This window comes from Robertmurraya phoenicis (assembly GCF_047302285.1).
Taxonomy (GTDB): Bacteria; Bacillota; Bacilli; order Bacillales; family Cytobacillaceae; genus Robertmurraya.
In genome coordinates, this window is record NZ_CP154845.1 from 4,204,713 (window position 1) to 4,226,482 (window position 21,770).

At 36.9% G+C, this 21,770-nt stretch carries 13 protein-coding genes and 2 pseudogenes; 1 reads left to right on the forward strand and 14 read right to left on the reverse strand.

All coding sequences use genetic code 11. The features are described 5' to 3' along the window. Positions 1-2: 2 nt before the first annotated feature. From AA0X71_RS21065 to AA0X71_RS21110, 10 genes and pseudogenes are all read right to left on the reverse strand, one after another. Positions 3-1,520: a sugar ABC transporter ATP-binding protein gene (locus AA0X71_RS21065; protein ID WP_413362706.1), complete on the reverse strand. Its 1,518-nt coding sequence runs from the start codon at positions 1,518-1,520 to the stop codon at positions 3-5. 475 nt (positions 1,521-1,995) lie between these two features. Beyond that, positions 1,996-3,462 carry an ATP-binding cassette domain-containing protein gene (locus AA0X71_RS21070; RefSeq protein WP_413357227.1) on the reverse strand — a complete coding sequence of 489 codons (1,467 nt, stop codon included), beginning with the start codon at positions 3,460-3,462 and terminating at the stop codon, positions 1,996-1,998. Positions 3,463-3,485: 23 nt separating this feature from the next. Further along, complete coding sequence (locus tag AA0X71_RS21075; RefSeq protein ID WP_413357228.1) at positions 3,486-4,538, reverse strand: sensor histidine kinase; 1,053 nt, start codon at positions 4,536-4,538, stop codon at positions 3,486-3,488. Then, positions 4,513-6,129: a response regulator gene (locus AA0X71_RS21080; protein WP_413357229.1), complete on the reverse strand. Its 1,617-nt coding sequence runs from the start codon at positions 6,127-6,129 to the stop codon at positions 4,513-4,515. The genes AA0X71_RS21075 and AA0X71_RS21080 overlap by 26 nt, the downstream gene beginning before the upstream one ends. A 295-nt stretch (positions 6,130-6,424) precedes the next feature. Then, a pseudogene (locus AA0X71_RS21085) lies at positions 6,425-6,659 on the reverse strand (IS5/IS1182 family transposase); the annotation flags it as partial. Between the two features lie 67 nt (positions 6,660-6,726). Then, positions 6,727-7,404, reverse strand: a complete 678-nt coding sequence (locus AA0X71_RS21090; protein WP_413357230.1) for a hypothetical protein — start codon at positions 7,402-7,404, stop codon at positions 6,727-6,729. A 123-nt stretch (positions 7,405-7,527) separates the two neighbouring features. After that, a pseudogene (locus AA0X71_RS21095) lies at positions 7,528-7,650 on the reverse strand (L-serine ammonia-lyase, iron-sulfur-dependent, subunit alpha); the annotation flags it as partial. A gap of 84 nt (positions 7,651-7,734) precedes the next feature. Next, positions 7,735-8,283, reverse strand: a complete 549-nt coding sequence (gene hxlB, locus AA0X71_RS21100; RefSeq protein WP_413357231.1) for a 6-phospho-3-hexuloisomerase — start codon at positions 8,281-8,283, stop codon at positions 7,735-7,737. A gap of 101 nt (positions 8,284-8,384) precedes the next feature. Then, a complete protein-coding gene (locus tag AA0X71_RS21105) occupies positions 8,385-9,779 on the reverse strand; it encodes an L-cystine transporter (RefSeq protein WP_413357232.1) in 1,395 nt (464 codons plus the stop codon). 106 nt (positions 9,780-9,885) lie between these two features. Beyond that, entirely contained in the window at positions 9,886-10,653 is a 768-nt protein-coding gene (locus AA0X71_RS21110) for an alpha/beta hydrolase (RefSeq protein ID WP_413357233.1), read from the reverse strand. A 526-nt stretch (positions 10,654-11,179) separates the two neighbouring features. Between AA0X71_RS21110 and katG the strand changes: the two genes are divergently transcribed. Beyond that, entirely contained in the window at positions 11,180-13,396 is a 2,217-nt protein-coding gene (katG, locus tag AA0X71_RS21115; protein ID WP_413357234.1) for a catalase/peroxidase HPI, read from the forward strand. Positions 13,397-13,806: 410 nt separating this feature from the next. Here the strand turns inward: katG and AA0X71_RS21120 are convergent, their stop codons facing one another. From AA0X71_RS21120 to AA0X71_RS21135, 4 genes are read right to left on the reverse strand one after another with little or no spacing between them, the layout of a single operon-like run. Next, positions 13,807-18,234, reverse strand: coding sequence for a hypothetical protein (locus tag AA0X71_RS21120; protein ID WP_413357235.1), 4,428 nt, complete (start codon positions 18,232-18,234; stop codon positions 13,807-13,809). Continuing rightward, positions 18,235-18,969, reverse strand: coding sequence for a DUF6063 family protein (locus tag AA0X71_RS21125; RefSeq protein WP_413357236.1), 735 nt, complete (start codon positions 18,967-18,969; stop codon positions 18,235-18,237). It abuts the gene before it with no gap. Further along, a complete protein-coding gene (locus AA0X71_RS21130; RefSeq protein WP_413357237.1) occupies positions 18,959-20,470 on the reverse strand; it encodes a replicative DNA helicase in 1,512 nt (503 codons plus the stop codon). The genes AA0X71_RS21125 and AA0X71_RS21130 overlap by 11 nt, the downstream gene beginning before the upstream one ends. Next, on the reverse strand, positions 20,467-21,483 hold the full coding sequence (locus tag AA0X71_RS21135; protein ID WP_413357238.1) for a Wadjet anti-phage system protein JetD domain-containing protein: 1,017 nt from the start codon (positions 21,481-21,483) through the stop codon (positions 20,467-20,469). Before AA0X71_RS21135 ends, AA0X71_RS21130 begins: the two co-directional genes overlap by 4 nt. Between the last annotated feature and the right edge of the window lie 287 nt (positions 21,484-21,770).

The following is a 21,770-nucleotide window of genomic DNA, read 5'->3' on the forward strand; positions in this document are numbered from 1 at the left end:
CATCAGTCATTGACTGCCTGCTGAAGTTTAGACTCAAATTTAGTTGCGAATTCTAATATTTGGTCTTGAGTTGCCATTTTTGTAGGAATTTCAGCGGTAATTCTGCCATCACACATCACAAGTATTCTATCGCTGATCCCTAAAACCTCTGGCATTTCTGATGAAACAAACAGTACTCCAATTCCTTGCTGTTTCAATTCGTTCATAAGGTTATAGATTTCTACTTTAGCTGCTATATCAATACCTCTCGTTGGCTCATCAAAAATGACGACTCTAGAATTCCTGGCCAACCATTTTGCAACAACTACTTTTTGTTGGTTACCACCTGAAAGGGTACCTGCATCAACATTGGGGTTCGCTAGTTTAATTTTGAGATCACTTATTGCTTTTTTAACCATCTGATTTTCTTTCTTTCGATTGACAACCCCAAATTTATTACATAGCAAGTCCAAATTAGGCAGTGAAACATTATCCTGCACGCCCAATTTTGTACATAATCCGTCTTTCTTTCGATCTTCTGGGGCAAGAACTATTCCAGCACGAATAGCATCAATTGGCTTGTTAATCGTTACTTTCTTGCCATCTATGTAAATTCCACCTGACTCTTTAGGATCGACACCGAAAATAACCCTGGTCGTTTCAGTCCTACCTGCACCCATGAGACCTGCAATACCTACTATTTCTCCTTCAAACAGATCAAAATTTATATCTCGAACTAATTTGCCTGCATTTAAGTTTTTAACCTCAAATATTTTCTTACCACGTTCGCATATTACGTGAGGGAATTTTTCCTTAATCTCCCGACCAACCATGTTGGAGATAATTTGTTCCATTGTTGTTTCAGCAAATTTCATAGACGTGATATATTTACTATCCCTCATGATTGTTATACGGTCTACGATATGCTGAAGCTCTTCAAGTCGATGGGAAATATAAACGATTCCACATCCTTCATTCTTGAGTTTGTTAATGATTTTGAACAGTTCTTCCACTTCACTAGAGGTTAGCGCTGAGGTAGGTTCATCCATAATCAAAATTTTTGCATCCGTTGATAACGCTTTCGCAATTTCCACCATTTGTTGCTTAGAAACAGGCAGGTCACCAACAATTGTTGTTGGGTCGAGGTCTATTTGTAGACGCTTTAAAATCACCGCTGCTTCTTTATTCATCTCTGAATTGGAAAGAATTCCGGAACGCGTTTTTTCACGTCCTAGAAAAATATTTTCCGCAATTGATAAATGGGAACATAGATTTAATTCTTGATGGATGATGGCAATTCCTATTTCCTGAGCTTTCTTCGGGGTGAGATCATCAACAACCTCTCCAAAGATTTTAATTTCACCATTATCTTTTGTATACACTCCACTCAAAATCTTCATCAGCGTTGATTTTCCGGCACCGTTTTCACCCAATAATGCCATAACTTCTCCAGGTTTGAGATTAAATTGCACATCATCTAACGCTTTAACCCCTGGAAAGTACTTACTAATGTGAGTTAATTCAACAACATATTGCTCCACATTTCTCACCTGCCTTCTTTTATTTAAACGATATTTTATGCAATGAATTTCCATCCTCTATCCTCATTTTCAAAATCAAAATAGGGTCTAGCTGATACACACTCTGTGTAATCGTTTACAATCAACGAACTATTTTTGTGTTATGAGAAATTCTTATATAAGTATAAAGTAGCATGAAGTAATTAATTGGAAAAGGGAGCATTTTTTGAATTATAGGGTCATTTTTTTGTTCTTTTATAAAGCTCTTTTCATCCCTAGATTCCTGAAGCTAGACGTATATACACTCAATAACAAAGATATCCACAACAGCAAAATCAATATTTTCCTAAATTACAAAAAGGGGCTATCCAGAAAGTCATAATTTCGACTTTTGGACGCCCCTTTCACATTTAAAAACCTTGATATATCAACATTTTTGAATATTGCATTTTAGGGGAAGTCTACTTTTCGGACATCCCCTTAGGAGAAAGAAATATTAGAGAGAGATTGCCTCAGATCTTAATTGACTAAATTCCGAACGTTCATACTCTTTGCTAAATCGCCCTTTTTCAATAACAATCATCTTGTCCGCAACTACAAGCGAATCAGCAATGCTTACTGCTAAAATCACTACTGTCATTCCTTTTTTTCGTAATTGATTAATAAGCTCAATTAAATGTAATCTTAAATACATATCAGCTCCAGCAAAAGGTTGTACACAAATAACGATTTTAGGATTGCATAAATGAATTCGATAATAAATTAAATTATACAGTGAGCGTAAACTCAAATTAGAAATGGTTTTTTCATGGATCTCCATTCCTACTATAGGTTCATACTCTTGTACAATATTTCGAATAACATTCTTTTTTAGGGGGAGCGGATTCTGTTTTTTATCAACCATAAAACAAAGATTCTGAATATAACTCATTTCGTGAAAGAGAAGAGTTTGAATGGGATTTTCACGAATGAAAGCAACCCCATTCGATATTGCATTCTGAGCCTTTTTTTCTGTAAATAACATATTCTCCAAAAAGATCTCTCCAGAATCCTTTATCAATTCCCCGGTCATCAGGGCTTGAAAATCCGCCAGTAAGGTATTATCCAGATCTAACATTAATGTACATTCACCTTTCTTTAATGTGAATGTCAACTGATCAAGGTTTTTTGTGGTTATATTCTGAAAGGAGAGAATACTAGGATTGCTTTGATAATCCATTGATACCTTTTCAATATTGGCATATTCGCTCATATAGAAGGGAATCATTTTCTCGTTTTGAAATTCGTTCCGATCGAATACTTTTAATATTCGACCATCTCGCATTAGGGATAGTCTGTCACAAATTTTGAAAGCTTCCTCATGATGGTCACATATATACAAAATTGAAATCCCTTTTTCTGCATAATACCTTATATATTTATGAAAATTTGAAAGCTCTACTGCACTAATTAAATTGCTTATGTCCCTCACGACGATAAGATCTGCACTAATTATAACTGCACGCAAAAGTTCTACTACATACTTTTCGTAATAGCTTAAATTCGCAACGAGTTCAAAACCATTTAATGCTATCCCCAGTTCCTCTGCATAAATCTGTAATTGTTTATTCCATTTGCGTTTATTTATAATGAAATTTCCATGCCCTCTATTAAAAACAAATACATTTTCTATAACCGTCAAATCTTCAATTAAACTGCTCTTAGGCTCGATTACAACGGCTTTATTCATCGTTAATGAACTGTGTTGGTAATTATTCACAAGCACTTCTTTAAAAAACACGCGTCCATAGTGGATGTGGATATTCTGTCGAATGATCTCAACTAATGATTCCTTTCCTGTAGTATTTAGGCATAAGAGTCCCATAATCTCAGACTTAAAAATATGCAAATTAAAATTGTCCAAAAATGTACTATCATCTTTTTTGCTAGTAACCCTGTCCAGCCTTAAGATTTCATTCTTCATTTTTCGTTGTTTTCCCCTTTTTCTTATCTCTTTAAAAGTGGCAATGTGATTTCAACGTCTGTTCCTACACCCATAGCACTATATAGACAAATCCCATATTCCTCACCAAAAAGAAGTTTTATGCGATTGTTCACATTTACCAACGCAATCCCACCGTTTGCTTTACTGTCGTTATGAAGAGAATTGAAAGATGTGCCATAAAGCTTGTTATTAATCTCCTTTAAGCGTTCTTCACTCATACCCATGCCATTATCCGAAATGGTAATAATTAGTCTTTTAGCTGTTGGCTCTACTTTAATACGAAGTTCACCGTTCTTAATATTACGCTCAATTCCATGGTAAATCGCATTCTCTACAATCGGTTGTAATGTAAGTTTAGGGACTTTATACATCATGATTTCCTTCTCATTACTCAAATCATAGTCGACTTCTAAACGGATCCGAGCACCAAAGCGATATTTTTGGATAATATAATAATTGTTAACATTCATGAGTTCGTCTTCAAGGGTAACCAAGTTTTCCATATTAGAAATTGTGTAACGAAAATAAGTCGCCAACGCTTCTGTCATTTTTGCCACATTTTCTAACCCTGCATTTAACGTTTCACCTCGAATACCCTCAAGCGCATTGTATAAGAAATGTGGATTAATCTGATTCTGCAATGCCCAATACTGTGCATGTTTTTTTGATGCTTGGAACATCTCACCTTTGTCCATAATCTCCTGAACTTTGTTCGTCACTTCCTCAATTTCCGGACTTATTAGAATACGTTGTTCAAAAAGGTCATGAATAGTATAACCGGTAACAAACAAATGTAGAATTTTCGAACCTTGTTTATATGGGATAAAAATATACTTATAAAACACATACAAAAGTAGTCCCATCACCATATATCCAATCATACAAAAAATGAAAATCCTTCCTTCTTGTATGGATAGAATCGTACAAGTGATTAGAAGAATAAACATTAAACTAAAGATGACTATTAATAATAAACCGACACGAAAGGTAATATAACGTAACTTCTTCAATTTCATCATCACAAACTTATTAAGAGTATAACTTTCGGAATTCATTTGGCTTCAACCCTGTTTTCTTTTTAAAAATTTTTGTAAAATGCTTTATGTCCTGATATCCTACCTGATTGCATATGAGCGCAATGCTAGAGTTTGTCTCCCGCAACAGTTCTTTTGCCTTATTAATGCGGATCTCAGCATGATAGTCAACAAAATTACTGCCGCTTACTTTCTTAAAAAGAGTACTGAAATAGGAAGGGTTAAACCCTACTAAATTACTAATATTCTCAAGACTTATCGTATTCATGTAATTTTCTTGTATATATTGTTTCGCAATTCGAATTGGTTTTGTCTCTTCTTGCTTTTTGTCCTCAATAATCTTCTCTAATGACTCACTAATCAATTTTGTTAAATAATGAAACAATTGCTCAATCGTGCTGCAATGGTTCGCTTGAGTAGGAAGTGTATCATTAAATTTTTCATCTAAATGGATATTAAGTTGATGATTCCGAAGATGAAGTAAATACATTTCCCATACTTGTTCTACGATAGAGAAAATGGTCTCACCCTGTAACTCTTCATACGACTTGACTTGAACCTTAAGATTCTCAATCCAGTTCAGTAAAGAATCTTTATCTAGTACTTCTATCGCCACTCCCATCGGCTTATTCAATTCCGCTAATAATTTATTCGCTTTTTGTGAGGTTTTAGTCGGAATGATATCTTCAATTAATTTACCCGGTCCAAGGACCAGCCTTTGCATAATCCCCAATCTAGCCTCTTTATATGTATCTTGTAACCGATTAATATCCTCTAAAGCAGATCCTGCACCAACCGTAAACCTAAACTGTGCAAAGGCCGCCTCTTGTGTAATCAACTCATCCAAGACGATTTTTAATTGCATCCTTATCGTTTTCTTTAAACTAGGTTCATAATTGAGTACACAATATAGATAGCTATCACTTCCATACGCCCAAAGATCAATACAATAATCCTTTAAGCGGTTGTTAATAATTTGTATAGTCTTCTCTTCTAAAATTTCTATCGCTTGTTTGTATTGATCATCCAAACTACAATCAATTTTTACCATAAATACCTGAAAAAGACCCTCACGAAAAGAGAAGTGATAAGTATCATTCATTTGGTTAATGGTCAGATCATGTACAACCGTATTTTTATTCAATAGGATTTCTGTAAAAAAATTATTACGCAATTTATCTGAATCACTTTTCAGTCTATTCCTTAAGCGTTCCACATTATCAAGCTGTTCCGTACGACTCAAAAATCGATTTTTCATTTTACCGAGTGCAGTTGTGAGCTCATCCTTCTTAATCGGCTTTAAAAGATAATCACCTACACCATATTTAATCGCATTTTGTGCATATTCAAAATGACGGTAGCCACTAATAACGATAAAGTCCAAGTCCTCTTTAACCTTTTTGGCAAGGCGGATCAATTCCAATCCGTCACACCCAGGCATTCGAATATCAGTTATGATTAAATCAGGTTTACATTCTGTTACCTTATTGAGTGCCTCGATCCCATTATGTGCAACCCCAACAACTTGCATATCAAGAGGTTCCCAATTTACCAAATTCATAATCAGTTGACATACTTTCTCTTCATCATCAGCAATAACCACTTTAATCATGATTTTCCTCCTGGTTTTTTCAAAAACTTTACCTAATCTAGTGACAACAGGATAGCTTTCATGTTTAACCCTTCAAATAAGTTCATTTAAAAATAAAAGAGCACCCTTAAATGAATCCGCTTACTTTCATGAGTGGTCTTATATTGGTAGAATAATATAACAAATTATATCATAGTTAATTTTATATAGAGTTGCTAATATATAGAAATTCAGATTATCGACAAAAATCATAGAGAGGACTCCCTCTCTATGTCTTTTGTCATTTTTTGATGGAATTACAGTTAAAATACGTTGATTTCCGCTCTTGGCGCCTGGTTTCCTTACGAACGACTTTCTTATCATACTTGCGTTTATTAGCACTGGCTTTTACATGTGTGGAATCTAAGAATATAAGATTAGCAGAGAACAATCCTTTATCCATAGTCTCCTTCAAAATACGATAGAAGATGTCTTCGAACACATCGTATCGTGAACGCGACGGTCATAATTCTTACCGAGGTAGAGAAGTGAGGGACTTCTGTGTAGAAACCAACGATAGGTCATTTTTGTTTAGATACCCCAGGAAAACTTCCACGGGGGCATCTATACCTATATCCACTAACTAATACTCGCTGTCCAGTTGCCTCCACCTTGGTTGCAGGTGAATGTTCCGTTAGCGGTTCTTCCATCCATTTGACCATTGTATTCGCAATTATTGCCGTCACTGCTGTTTCTTCTTAAGATCCGGATATTATTACCGTCTTGGGACATTGTTAATACGGCAGTAATTGGAGTTGCCCCTTGTCTGGTCCATCTTGCATCAAAGGTGTTGCTGTTTCCTCGGCGTGTCCATACACCACGCCAACCACCTTCTTGCACTTCCCATCTTCTTCCTAAGCTTGGTGCCACTGGTCTTCTGTGAATGATTGCACTCCAAGAGCCTCCACCACGATTGCATACACTCGTTCCTCTTACTCTGTCACCTTCCATAATTCCAACGTATTGACAGTTGTTTCCGTCACTACTGTTTCGACGAGAAATGCTTACAAATCTGTCAAACACATTCATAGTCATCACAGCTGTGATCGGTGTTGCTCCTTGTCTCGTCCATTTCGCATCAAAGACATTGCTGTTTCCTCTACGAGTCCAGACGGCACTCCAAACTCCTTCTTCCACTTGCCACCATCTCCCTAAATCTGAGGGCTGGCGATCCATATCTTCTTGTTGATGTGGATAAGGAACAGGCGGATATCCGTATGGATAAGGATTTACATAAGGGTGGGCATAATAATACATCCTTAAACCTCCTCAATTTATGTTGTTTCTTGAGCATTATATGTTAAATTGAGGAAGGTGTACTGTTTTGGGTTGGATTTTGTAGGTCATAATAGAAAAGAGCGTTTACGAAATTAGACCACTTACCTCAACAAGTCCTGCAACCGGATCACATACAAGTCCAAGCATGTTTTTCAACGTAATCGCCATTGCTTCAGCCGTTTGTTTTGGTGTACCACCTGCCATTTCAACAATGGAAGCTACCGCTTTACTAACTGCATCTAGTAAAAGATTTCCCGATAAGCCTTTGCCACTTTTAATATATGTGAACATGGCCTTTCGCTACTTATTCTATTCAAGATTACTATGACGCCTAAATGTCTCATCATTATCAGCTTGAATTACCTTTGAATATAGAAAGCAGACTGCATCCAATAAAATATGAACACTTTGATCAAATAGCGACCCTAAGGGCTGAATTGATTCTGCTCCGTCATTCGTACGATACTTTGTCGCAGCTGGGACGACAACTATAAATGATGCATAAGATGCTAGCTCAGAATTTGGATCCGTTGTGATAGCAACCACTTCACATCCAAGTGATTTCGCTTTTTCCGCGGTCCAAACAACACTTTTCGTCTTACCAGAACCCGAAACGGCTACTAAAATATCTCCCGTTTCAATTGAGGGGGTAGTCGTTTCTCCCACAACACAGGTGTTTGCTCCTAAATGCATTAATCTCATCGCAAATGATTTGGCCATAAATCCTGATCTTCCCTCACCGATGACGAAGACCCTTTTATCTCCAGCTAAAATGGAAGCACACTCTTCTAATTTATGTTCATCTACGTTCATCATCACGCCTTGTATTTCATCTAAAATTAATTGGACCGTTTTCACTCGTTACAAAACTCCTTTCTCTTCTATAGTTTAACACCAGTTGATTTTTTATAAAAAAAAAGGAAAGGCAGTTTATTTCCGCCTTTCCTCTCCTATTTGACTTATGCTTCGACTACTTCGTCTAAGCCGCCTTTTTCGTTGTATACTTTTTCATCAAATTCACCAGTGATTTTTCCAGTTAGAACACCAGAAGTCATACTACCACTTACATTTAAAGCGGTACGACCCATATCGATAAGTGGTTCAACTGAAATTAATAGACCGACAATGGCTACAGGTAGGTTTAATACTGAAAGTACGATTAGAGAAGCGAATGTCGCTCCACCACCTACACCTGCAACACCAAATGAGCCAATAATCACGACGAGAATTAAAGAGATGATAAATCCAGGATCTAATGGATTAATCCCAACTGTTGGTGCGACCATAACCGCTAGCATCGCTGGATAGATACCCGCACATCCATTTTGCCCAATCGTTAAACTGAATGGTCCAACAAAATTAGCTACCCCTTGAGATACACCGAAACCATCTGTTTGTGTTTTAATGTTTAGTGGTAAAGTACCTGCACTTGAACGAGAAGTAAAGGCAAATGTTAAAGCTGGCAATCCTTTTTTCACAAATGTAGCTGGACTTAACTTTGCAAAACTAATCATTAATAAGTGGACAAGGAACATCGCGATAAGTGCTACATAAGAGGCAACCACAAATTTTCCTAAATTCACAATCGCCGCGTAATCACTTGTTGCCGCCACTTTTGTCATTAATGCTAATACTCCATATGGCGTTAAACGTAAAATTAATGTTACGATACGCATCACAATCGCGTAGAACGAATCTACAATTTTTGCAAACAACTCTGCTTGTTCAGGTTGCTTTCGTCTAACCCCTAAGTAGGCAATTCCGATAAATGATGCAAAAATAACGACTGCAATCGTTGAAGTAGAACGAGAACCTGCTAAATCCGCAAATGGATTAGTAGGAATAAATGAAAGAATTTGTTGTGGAATGGTCATCCCTTCAACTGTTGCCACTCGCTCTGAAAGTGATTCAATGCGTGCATTCTCAGCATCTCCTGCTTGCAATTGAACACCCTCTAAACCGAATCCAAGAGCTGCTCCGATTCCAATTGCAGCTGCAATCCCTGTTGTAACCAGTAAAATTCCGATTCCGTAAAAACTAATTTTACCAAGATTTTTTGAAACCTTTACTTTCGTAAATGCCGCAACGATAGAAATAAATACTAACGGCATGACAATCATTTGAAGCAAGCTAACATAACCCGAACCAACGATATTAAACCACTGTATCGTTGTATCCGTTACTTCAGATGATGTACCGTAAATAAGATGAATAATGATACCAAATAAAATACCTAGACCAAGCCCTGCGAAAACTCGTTTTGAGAATGTCACGTGTTTCTTTTGCATGATATATAAACCGATAATAAGTGCTAAAAGAATAGCAATATTGACGATAACAAGAACCGTATTCAAATTGGTCTCCTCCTTATGTATTAATAAACAACATTCATTACTATAATACATTAAAACCTATTGGTAAAGTCTGAATTACTTTTTTAAAAAAAGGTGGTCTTTTCCCTTAAGACAACCTTTTCACTCTTTCTGTTATTTTCCCTTGAATATAGTGATGCGTTAGAAGAATAATCTCGTCACGATCATGGTCCATCGAAGCAACGTGATAAGAATTATGCAAGGTGACCACTTCCTTCTCAACGGAACCAATCTTTTCATATATATAATTCGTATTTTCTGGTGGCACAACATGATCAATCGATGATTTAAAAGCTAGTAATGGAGTCGTGATTGTTGATAGCTTCTCAGGTGTTTTCTTCATTAAATCTTGTAGTTGATGGATCGCTTTAAGAGGAACTTTCGGATAGGTGATTTCATGGACACCTTCTAACTTAATGTCTGGTGCTGTCTCATCAAGATATTTCGGCTCCTGTTTTCCGCTCCATTTTTCATAACTTGGTAGAGTCAATGCCGGATTAATCAGCATGATCCCGTTTATTTCCTTATATTTATTGGCGAGCCAGAGAGTTAAAGTTCCACCCATTGATTGCCCCATCACAAAGATAGTCGAACAATGTTCTTTTAAAAAATGGTATCCTTTTTCGAGCTCAGTGAACCAATCTAAGTATGTTGCTTTCTCCAAATCCTGATAATCCGTACCATGTCCTGTTAGTCTTGGTGCATAGACCGAATACCCTAACTCTGAAAATTTCTCCCCTAAATATTGAACGCTTTGAGGAGTTCCCATAAATCCATGTGAAAGCAATAATCCAATCTGGTTTCCTTTTAGAAAAAAGGATTCAGCTCCCTCCATAACTGGGAATTTTTCATTCATGGCTATCCCCCCTATTTATTTTTCCGAAAATGAATTATTCAAAGCATAAACCATATTATTCCTACCTGTCAACTCGTATTTAAATCCTGTTTTTTACCGTAATATGTAATTTTGAAATTTAAATGAATTCTTTCTCTAAGACTAGTTTAGTTGTTGAGTTACGACCTTGAATGGACTATCATAAAGAGGGGAACTTTTCCAAATGGTTATAATTTCCCTTCCTACATATATCGATAGATAAAAAGATTCAATTTCATATTAAACCTTTTCATTCTCATTATTTTGAGAATATATTAAGTTTGTTTCAACTTAATTACCTCATTATTCCCGAAATCAGTTAGTAATTTATACTAATCCCGTCCCTTGTCATTACTAGTTTTTTAATATTTTTTTCGTTTTTTAAGGGTTATTGCTTTTCTTTTTTCAAATAGATTAATATAATAATTACATAATAATAATTATTATTATGTTCTAGTTTCGACTAGATTCATAAATAAATATATATATATTAAAGGAGAGAAGAGTAATGGACAATAAACACAATGCTAACATTGAAGGCTGCCCATTTCATGGAGGTGCTACTAGCCCAAAAACTAGTGGTACAACAAATACTGATTGGTGGCCAAATGCATTAAACTTAAACATTCTACGTCAGCATGATAAAAAATCTAATCCTATGGGAGAAGACTTTGATTATGCAGAAGAATTTAAGAAACTAGATTTCGATGCTCTTAAGCAAGATCTAAAAAATGTAATGAAGGATAGTCAAGACTGGTGGCCAGCTGACTATGGTCATTATGGTCCATTATTTATTCGTATGTCTTGGCATGCTGCAGGTACATACCGTACTGGTGATGGCCGTGGCGGTGGAAACGCTGGTAGCCAACGCTTTGCTCCTCTTAACAGCTGGCCTGATAACGTTAGCCTTGATAAAGCTCGTCGCCTATTATGGCCAATTAAGCAAAAATATGGTAACAAAATCTCTTGGGCTGACTTAATTGTTTTAGCAGGTAATGTAGCGATTGAAGACATGGGCTTAAAGACTGTCGGATTTGGTGCAGGTCGTCCAGATATTTGGCATCCAGAAGAAGATATCTACTGGGGTGTAGAAAAAGAATGGCTAGATGATAAGCGTTACACAGGTGATCGTGAGCTCGAAAATCCACTTGCAGCCGTTCAAATGGGTCTTATTTACGTAAACCCAGAAGGTCCAAACGGTAAGCCAGATCCAATTGCTGCTGCTCGCGATATTCGTGATACATTCGGCCGTATGGGAATGAATGATGAAGAAACTGTTGCGTTAATCGCTGGTGGACATACTTTCGGTAAAGCACACGGTGCCGGTGATGCTGCTCTTGTAGGTCCAGAACCAGAGGCTGCTCCTCTTGAAGCTCAAGGTCTAGGTTGGGAAAATTCTTACGGTAGCGGTAAAGGTCGTGACACGATCACTAGTGGTATTGAAGGTGCTTGGACTGCTAATCCTACACAATGGGATAATGGCTACTTTGATCTATTATTTGGATATGAGTGGTGGCTTACAAAGAGCCCAGCAGGTGCATATCAATGGATGGCAGTAGACCCAGCTGAGAAAGACCTTGCTCCAGATGCTGAAGATCCATCTATTAAAGTTCCAACAATTATGTTTACAACTGACCTTGCATTACGTAATGATCCAGTATACGAAAAAATTGCTCGTCGTTTCCATGAAAATCCAGAAGAATTCGCTGATGCATTTGCAAAAGCTTGGTTTAAATTAATCCATCGTGACATGGGTCCAAAAACTAGATATTTAGGTCCAGAAGTTCCAGAAGAAGACTTCATCTGGCAAGATCCTGTTCCAACAGTAGATTATAACCTAACTGAAGAAGAAGTAGCTAAGATTAAGGCATTAATCCTTGACTCTGAACTAACAATCAGTGAGCTAGTAACAACAGCATGGGCTTCTGCAAGCACATTCCGTGGCTCTGATATGCGTGGTGGAGCGAATGGTGCTCGTATCCGTCTTGAGCCACAAAAGAACTGGGAAGTTAACCAACCCGAACAACTTGAAAAAGTTCTAACTGTACTTGAGGGAATTCAAAGTCATTTAGATAAGAAAGTTAGCTTAGCTGACTTAATCGTTCTTGGTGGTACTGCTGCAGTTGAAAAGGCTGCTCAAGATGCAGGCTTTGATGTAACGGTTCCTTTCCTTCCAGGACGTGGTGATGCAACTCAAGAACAAACAGATGTTGAAAGCTTTGCAGTACTTGAGCCTGTTGCAGATGGTTTCCGCAACTATCAAAAGCAACAGTACAGTGTAGCATCTGCTGAATTACTAGTAGACAAGGCTCAACTTCTAGGCCTAACAGCTCCAGAAATGACTGTCCTTATTGGTGGCATGCGCGTTCTAGGTACAAACTTCGGTGGAACTAAGCACGGCGTATTCACAGACAGTGTTGGTACACTTACAAACGACTTCTTCGTTAACTTGCTTGACATGAATGTTAAATGGGCTCCAGTAGGTAATGACGTATTTGAAGGTCGCAACCGCCAAACTGGTGAACTTGTACGTACAGCAACAGGTGTTGACCTAGTATTCGGTTCAAACTCTGTTCTACGTGCCCTTGTTGAAGTTTATGCACAAGACGACAACAAAGAAAAGTTCGTACGTGACTTCATTGCTGCTTGGGTTAAAGTAATGAACGCTGACCGCTTCGATGTGAAAAACACTGAGAAGAAAGACGTTCAATTAGCAGGTAAATAATTTATATAGTTAACCCCCTCGTGATTTTCACGAGGGGGTTATTTTTGTTGAGAGGTCAGCTTGAGTACCTGAGTTAATCGATAGTCGGAAGAATTCCGCTTATTTATAAAAAATCATTTAAAAAAGCTAATATAGACGGAGAATTTCCGCCTATTGGCTTGAAAAACGTGAAAATATCGGATTTTGGGCTGGACAAGTGGAAATCCTCCGCTTATCCAGCCCAAAACGCTCTCCATTCTTCATATAATCGGAAAATCTCCGCTTAATTTACGTTTGCTAGTTTCTCGTTTGAGGACAAGGCATCAGCTTTCGTATAAAAGAATGCCCTCATAAAGTCAGCATGAGGGCATGGGTGTGAAAAAATCTTTTCTTTTGTGGTTTAGCCTTTTTACCAGCTAGAAATTTGGCCTTTAAAACAATGCCATCTGTTCCTGTTCTCCTAGTCTTACCATGGCCTCAGGGTCATTGTCTTTAAAGAATGCGGTTCGGATTTCTTTATTCTTGGTCATGATTTGTGTTTCTCCGCTTGCCGATTCTCTGAGGCGACAGCTATAAATAACAGGGAAGTATTTTCGGATGAACTTTCCTTCAGCATGGGCAGTTAAGGCAATGATTTGAAAGCCTAACTGTTCTGCAATAAAAAATACTGGATCTAGCACATGATCACTTGATGCTTTTCCGAATGGATTGTCGACAATGACTGTTCGATGACGCTTTTGGTTTCCTTGGAGCGGTACTCTCTTTTCGGCTAGATAGTTCAGGATTCCGAGGAAAAGTGTCATGTTTTTACTCCATTTTTCTCCACCAGACCAAGCATTTGATTTTTCCCAGCTAGTCAGTGCACCACTCACTTTACCATCGTTGCTCACTTTTCTGCACTTTACGCTGATGTCTTTTTCTTTCATCACATTCTTTAGTAGCTGTTTCGTATGGAGCCATTTTTCAATTTGTTTGCGAATAAGTGACTCGTCTTCCTTTCCTTCATCGTCTCTATATTCATCTTTATCTAATTGTATAACCATCCAATCGATATGATGACGGAGGGCTTCTTTCCCTTCTTGCTCATCCCAATCTGGGACAGAGAAGATATAAATGTCTTTTGTCTTATCCTCTACTTTAACACGCGTCTGTTTTGGAATCGATCTTAATTCTTCCGCAATGTTTTGTAAGTAAAGATGGAGATGGGAAATGAATTGTTGTAATTCTTTGTCATGCTCCCTCATATCAGCCTCAGCTATTTTTACACTTTGATGAATGCGATCGCTCATTTTTACTTGCCATTCGATCACATCGTCATAAGTAGTTTTGTGTTCAATCCCTGTAATACAAGTATTTCGTAGTTTTATGTCAATGATGTTATTGTTACAGAATTTAACGAATTGAGATTTTTCTTCAATTCTTCTCTTTTCCAGAGATGTCACTTTATCTTGTATAGAGGTAATTGTTTTCACTCGCTCCGAAATAATCTCCATTCGCTTATAAGCATAATCATGTTTGATTTGCTCTTCTAATAAACGCTCCCTGACACTTTCATGTAGAAAGGCAAAACGCATATCTTGCTTTTCTAATTCTACGATGGCTTGATCTATCTCCTTCTCCAAAGATTGATATCTTTTTTGTTCCTTAGTTAAAAATTCAATTCTTTCCCGTAACCTTTTCTTCTCAACATTAAGCTGTTCCTTTACTTGTGTTAGAGACTCTTTAAACACTTCAATTTCCTGATATATTTGAAGAAAATCACCTTTCCGAAGGTCATACTCGCTTTTAACTTTATTCCACTCTTCCCAAAGTCTATTTACTTCAGGTCTCAATGACTCAATTGTTTCTTCTAATTTTCGAATTGACTTACTAAGTTGTATGATTTCTTCATCCCCGTGAGCTGGAAATTCAATTGCCTCAATAATGCCATATTGTTGCTCGAGTTGGTTCATTTCTCCAGCTAACTCTTCTAGTTTATTCTTAACTGTATTTATTTTCTCTTCTAATAATCCTCTTCCCTCTTGCTTGTAGTCTAACTTTCTAGTAAACGATTTTCGCTCATTTACCAAAAGTTCCAAGCTTTTAGATGAGAATTTCGGTTGCTCATTTACTACTTCTTTATAATAAGTGTCGCCCCTTAAATCATGTAAAGGTTCCCTGGCCAAATTTAATTCAACTTCTAATTCATGAAGCTCCTCATTTAGATTTTTATGAAGTCTAGTGCTCTTATCCAGCTTTTTTGTCACTTCAGTCATTTCTTCACGAATTCTTGTAAGTTCCTGCTTGTAGAAATCGAAATCTTTCTTTTTCGATAAATAAGTTCTTCCTTTAGATATTCTTGTCTCTAGACCGTTATAGATATCTTTTGTCTCGGATAATCGCTTATGGTATTCCCTTATCTCTTTTTCTTTCTGTTCGATTTGTGCACTTAGTTCATGCAATACCCTTTTTTGTTTCGCTTCTTCCTCAAAGGTTACCTTGTACTGTTCTTTTAAATCAACATACTGCTCATATGGGTATTTCATAATAAATTCACGAACTTTTGATAAAACTGTTCTCCAGTTTTCAAGCTCTATTTCTTTATTCTTTCGTTCATCCTTTGAATCATTTGCTAATTTTTGAACTTCTATTTTCCAGTTATTAAACTTCTCACTAGAAAGATTTTCTTTCCATATACGAGGAAAAATGTGCTGGTCACTCGATTTCCCTTGGGCGCGAATATGCTTTCGAGCTTCTTCCTCTGTGCAGATGAATACCGGATGCGTCATCTCCATTTCAACAGAAAGTAGCTTCTCTCGTAATTTCGTCATTTCTGTTTCAGTAACAATGAAAGTAATTGCCCAATACGGATAAATAGAATGAAAATCCTCCACTTCTCCTCCCAATGAACGGGCAGCCTGCTGAACGAAGTCCGTCCCTAGCTCAAGATAAGAAAACTGATTTCGCCAACGATTTTTCCACAATTCAAGCTTCGGATCTGCAGTGAACGATGTATTGTTTTCATAGTCATCTGCGAATCTTGTTGCTTGTCTTTCCTTAAATAATAGATCTTCTTTTTCCTTTGATAGCTTTTCAACTTTTTCCTCAAGCTGACCTATAATTGATTCTTCTTTTTCATAAATTGAATTGTAATGTTGCCATTGAGGCATTCTTACAGCAAGATCAGTTAAAATCTCATTTTGCTGGTCGTCAATCACTTTTATTTGTTGATTATACGATTGTGCATCATTCCGAGCTTTTTCATACGCTTTTTGCACGTCCGGTCTAGCTTCCTTTAATTCACTTTTTGCATACTCCAGTTCTTTTATATGACTTTCAAAAGAGATGATCTCTTTATCATAATTCTGATAATCATGCTCCCATTTTGGAAATTCATCCTCTACTCTTTCTTTTAGAGGATTAGACAAAATCTCTTTCGCAATTTCGTTCATATCTTTTTCTACTAACTCTTTCTTACCATTTTGATCCGTTTCTTTTAGTTGCCAGCTTCTTGCCTCCTTTTCGAGACTACGTAATCCCTTTTCTTCTATAGCAATTTCATCCTTTTTCCTACCTTGTTGAAACTCTATCTGCTTAATATTCCCTTGAATTTTTTCTTCCGCATTGAGGAAATATCCTTTCAAAAATGCAGTATTATCTGCTAATTGTTCTTCTAGATCGATCGTTTCTTCGTCTCTTTCTAGCAAGCTTAACTGCTCTACAAAATGGCTGTGTAGTTGTTCATTTTTCGTTAATTCCGTATTCACCTTCGAAAATCTAAGCTGCGCTAGTAGAGCTTTTTTTTCTTTTACGTCATGTCCTAGCTGATCAAATTCATCCTTCTCGTCTTTATATTTATCGAATGCTGTTTCTCTCTTTTGCTCCAATAGTGAGATTGAGTAGGATTTCTCCTTTCGTTCCCACTCATCCTTCTCAGCTTGCCAATCTTCAATGTTCGTTTGTATTTTTAATAAAGTTTCTTTCGTCTCTTCTTGCTCTTGTTTCGTATGAAGATATAGAGCTTTCGCATTCACTTTTTGTTCTTCTAGTTGTCTTTCAACTTCGTCTAATTGTTTAAAGGAAGCCACATAATTTGCAATTTGCTTTTCAACTTGTTTGTTCTCTTCGATCACTCGTCTTAACCGTTTATGTGCTTTAAAATGCTCACGCTGCTTCTCAAAGGTTTGGACGAAATCGGTAGAGCCTTTTCCAGCAATCGCTTCTTCTACTGTCGGAATCAGTAACTGGTCGACAAGCTGTGAAGTCGTTTTACATCCATCAAAAAAACTCTCCACTCCACCTTCTGAGCTATTAATAACCGCAATTTTTTTCCATTCAGAAGCAATGATTTTAAATCGTTCCTCTAAATGTTGATGATAGCCCTTTACCGTATCAAATGTATTTGCTTTCAATGGGTGTGAGGACTTCATCATAGTGTAATATTCATTCATCTCATCCCGGTTTGCCGGTCGTACTTTGCTATCTACGCTCTGTCTGACAAAAGGTAGTTCCTCTATTCGATGCTTGTCCCCCTCTTCATACTCATAAGTGTAACGATATGACTTTACTCCTTCTTTCGCCATAAATAAGGTAACTGCGGTGAGTCCATAACGTCTAGGTTTTTCATTGATAATCCATTCAATGGCAATATGTGCACTCGAAGATTCCAATGAAAGAGTATCCTTCATTTTACGTTCTGCAAGTTCCGCATTGGGGAGAATCGCCTGAATAGCAGTCTGGATAAATACCGTCTTTCCTCCGCCATTTTCAAGTAAAATCGCTCCATTATGGCTATCAAAAAGGAACATATCGTCATTGTAACGTTTTGCCCCACCTTCATAGACGACATTCGTGAATCTAATTTTTGAAATCGAAGGCATCTATACTTCCTCCTTTGGTCGATCGATTGAATAGATAAATTCCAAAATACCCCGGTTATACTCTAACTCCATAAAATACCTTTGCACGATCACTTTCGCTTTTTCCGTTAATTGTAATTCATCATTTCCGATGTCTTGCACCAATTCTTGGGCCACTAAAAATCTTTTCACCGTATGAAGAAAGCTAAGTCGACTAATCGTTCTTCCCGTTTGTGCTTTTGCGGTCTCTTTTAAATCATCCATATCCGCCCATTTTCCGATAATGGCGCTCCAGCTGTATTCATATTCCTTTTCTAACTCTTTTAATTCTTCCTCATCAATGGCTTGTAATGTTTCTAGTCGCTCATTGACTTGCTCCAACCAGTCACTCATGGAAATGAAATCACGTGTTGGCTCGGTTGTTTGATAGCTATCATAGAATTCTCCAATAAGGATAATGATCGTCACATACATAAAATAAATATCTGCGTTGACTGTTCTTCCAGTAAAATAGGTTTTCTTCAACGTGTCATTAGAAATATGAAAAGGAGAATTAAGTGCTAATGGAACAAAATAGAGGCGTTCGCCAACAGAGAAAATCGTACAATCCACTTCTTTTGCGAATTGGTCGACCAAACCTCTCACTTTGTCTTCCGCTAAATACAACCGAAGTTCATCGCCTTCACTATATCCTTTTTGACTAATTTTTGCGTAAATTTGAAAGGCCTTTATCACATCTTCTTGTCTATAATCCATCATTTCCACCTACTCTTAAACGCAGCACCATGTTTTGAATGGAAAAGCGCTCCGTCGCTTTTATAATCTCTTGTAATTCTTCCACTTCGATATAGGAATATTGCTCTTTAATTAATTCTAAAACCTCTTCGAACAATGATTCATTGCCATCATCTGTTTTTTCATACATGATGGGCGAACGTTGATGCATCACATACCAAAATTGGTAAAAAATCCGTCTATTTAACCACTCCTCATCTTCTACACGTATCCGTTCTACCACTTCTTTTAAAGATATCGAATCTTTTCCTTCCATAACCTTTAATACGAAAGTCATAATATCCCCAAATCGTTTTCGAACCTTTGCATTTTCCAGTTCCTGTAGCTCCTCATCTGATAGATCAGCAAAGTTAGTCGTGCGTTCAATGCCGTCTTGCGTTTCAATTCGTTGCTCTGAAAAAATAACGAGTGGAGACCATGTCTCACTTTGCTCGATCGTGAGAAACGGTTCAATTAAGCGTTTTGATGCGACTAAAGGTAAAGGCTTGCTTACAAGTGGAGTGGTAATCTCTTGCTTAAAGTTAAATGAATCGATCCCTACATAATATAACGCTTCTTGTGCAGCATGTAAGGCCGTTGTTTTTAAATCAATACTCTCCTTCAACAACATCGTATGAATATGGTGAACTTCACCTAGCTCACGATCAATCTGTAAAATTAGTTCATATGCTTTTCGATCTTTTTCCGAGTTCATATCGTATGCTAAACGGTTCTTCGTATCTTTTACAAATGTATGTAATTCACGAAATTCTTCGTTCTCTCTCATTAAACGCGCATTGATATCCTCCACCATTTGTTTATACCGTTCATACGTTTCATCGGATATAATATTTCGTTGAATTTCATGTTTTACTACGGTCATTCGATTCCTTAACGACTCTACGTCTATGTGCATTTCATCGATTTGTCGTAACGCTCCTACAAATTCGCCTTTTTCAAGCTGTTTCCTTAAGACTAATTGATTTATAGATAGCTGAAACTCAGTAAAATACTCCTTCGTCGCAAAGACCAATTCTAGCCCTTGTTCATCTAATTTATAATATTGAGTATTCATGTTCACATCCGCTCGATCGGCTTTCAATATCGAGTAATGTACATTTTCATATTCCCTTGTTTCCCAATTATAAAAGGATTTTTCATTTCGCTTTCCACTAGGTGGTCGAAAGGTTTCCACAATTGTTCGAGCAACTTTTTCATAGCCTTCAAGAGAAAGGGATTGTTCACCTCGATTTAACTCGTATAAATACTGCGCTAAATCATGTATGCTTGTTTTTTTATTTCGAATTAGCATATTTTCAAAGAAAAATAAAAGAGTTAAAAGACCATAACCAAAGTAATCTATAGGCTTATTATCCTCATCCTTTTCCCGTTTATTTTCTAATCGGAATAACGGGTCAAATAACGCTAATCGCTGCATACGTTCACGATAATTTTCCGTAATCCCTTTCAACTGTGTGTTCATAATACGTTCCTCCAAATATGATGTAACTCTTCCTTCGTTAACGCTTCTTGAGGATAATACCCATTTTCTTTGAACATGGATGTAATTTTTTCTTGATCTTCCTTACTGAAATATTGTAAAAAATGCTGAACCGCTACCTCATTTCTTGTCTGGTTTTCTTTCCCTTTGTAGAACGGCTTTCGTATTATTGCCTCATAAAAATAGGTGGCCAATTTCACATCATACTTTTCATGAAGGTGATGGAATATACTAATTCCCTCATAATCTAAATCTCCAAAATAGTAGATATCATGATGAACTTCTCTATTCGTAAGCCCAAGTTGTTTCGTTAATTGATTCACACTTGAAGCAATTTTCCAACCTGAACCATATATAAGTGTTGTAAAATCAGTATCTGGTAATTTATCGATTAATCCAGTATAGGTTGCTTTATTTTCGACAACGAGGTGTCTATGTACACCATGATTCGATAGCAACTGGCTCGGGTTTAAGGCAAACATGAGAGGATCAGGGGTTTTCAATATTTTCAACTTATTCAGCAGATTTATTTTTTCTAAAATGGATTTTCCACCCTTTTCATCTATCCATTTCTCGTCTTTCATTAATTCATAGGAACGTTCCGAACTATTCGTATAGGTTGTAGGTAATCCATTTTTCTGTAAATATTCATTGATCTTCCAAATCCACGGCTGGTCCTCGATCCATTTCTTTTTTGATGAAGAGAAATAGGTTCGTAAGTCAATAACAGGATGAACTTTAAATTGCATCTCTTGAATTTCTTCAATTAATGGTTGCTTCACTTTCCCTTTTTGAATGCGGAAACTATTAGGCAAACCTCGCCAATTTACTCCATGACTTTTTACAGCGTTCAAAAAACCTTCATCTATTAATGTTTGAACGTTCGCTGCAAAATCATCATACGTATTCTCTGGTCCTGCTACCTTTTCTAGGTCACTAAGTGTGATCGTGGACCTTTTTGCTTGTTCAAGAGTGGCTACTAATTTCTTTTTCATACTATCATCTCGTCTTTCCAAAGATTTCGTATATGAAACGGATCGTCAAAATATTTCCTATACTGGTATTATATAATAACTAAAAAAGGATCCATTGGAATTTTGGTGAAAATTTCTTATTGACTCAGATTCGCACATTATAATATTTGATTATTCTTACTTGGAACAAAAAAGCGGTGGAATATCCATCGCTTTAAACAATAGAGAGTATGTTAAGTTGTGGATGAATTTAAATTCTAGAGATTCTTCTTTGACCACCCATCTCTTCTTATAGGTAAGTAGCTGAT

Bases quoted from the DNA above. Each gene is read 5' to 3' on its own strand.
- AA0X71_RS21070 (WP_413357227.1), bottom strand. From the start codon at position 3,462: ATGAAGAATGAAATCTTAAGGCTGGACAGGGTTACTAGCAAAAAAGAT.
- AA0X71_RS21075 (WP_413357228.1), bottom strand. From the start codon at position 4,538: ATGAATTCCGAAAGTTATACTCTTAATAAGTTTGTGATGATGAAATTG.
- AA0X71_RS21080 (WP_413357229.1), bottom strand. From the start codon at position 6,129: ATGATTAAAGTGGTTATTGCTGATGATGAAGAGAAAGTATGTCAACTG.
- AA0X71_RS21090 (WP_413357230.1), bottom strand. From the start codon at position 7,404: ATGTATTATTATGCCCACCCTTATGTAAATCCTTATCCATACGGATAT.
- AA0X71_RS21110 (WP_413357233.1), bottom strand. From the start codon at position 10,653: ATGAATGAAAAATTCCCAGTTATGGAGGGAGCTGAATCCTTTTTTCTA.
- katG (WP_413357234.1), top strand. From the start codon at position 11,180: ATGGACAATAAACACAATGCTAACATTGAAGGCTGCCCATTTCATGGA.
- AA0X71_RS21120 (WP_413357235.1), bottom strand. From the start codon at position 18,234: ATGCCTTCGATTTCAAAAATTAGATTCACGAATGTCGTCTATGAAGGT.
- AA0X71_RS21125 (WP_413357236.1), bottom strand. From the start codon at position 18,969: ATGGATTATAGACAAGAAGATGTGATAAAGGCCTTTCAAATTTACGCA.
- AA0X71_RS21130 (WP_413357237.1), bottom strand. From the start codon at position 20,470: ATGAACACACAGTTGAAAGGGATTACGGAAAATTATCGTGAACGTATG.
- AA0X71_RS21135 (WP_413357238.1), bottom strand. From the start codon at position 21,483: ATGAAAAAGAAATTAGTAGCCACTCTTGAACAAGCAAAAAGGTCCACG.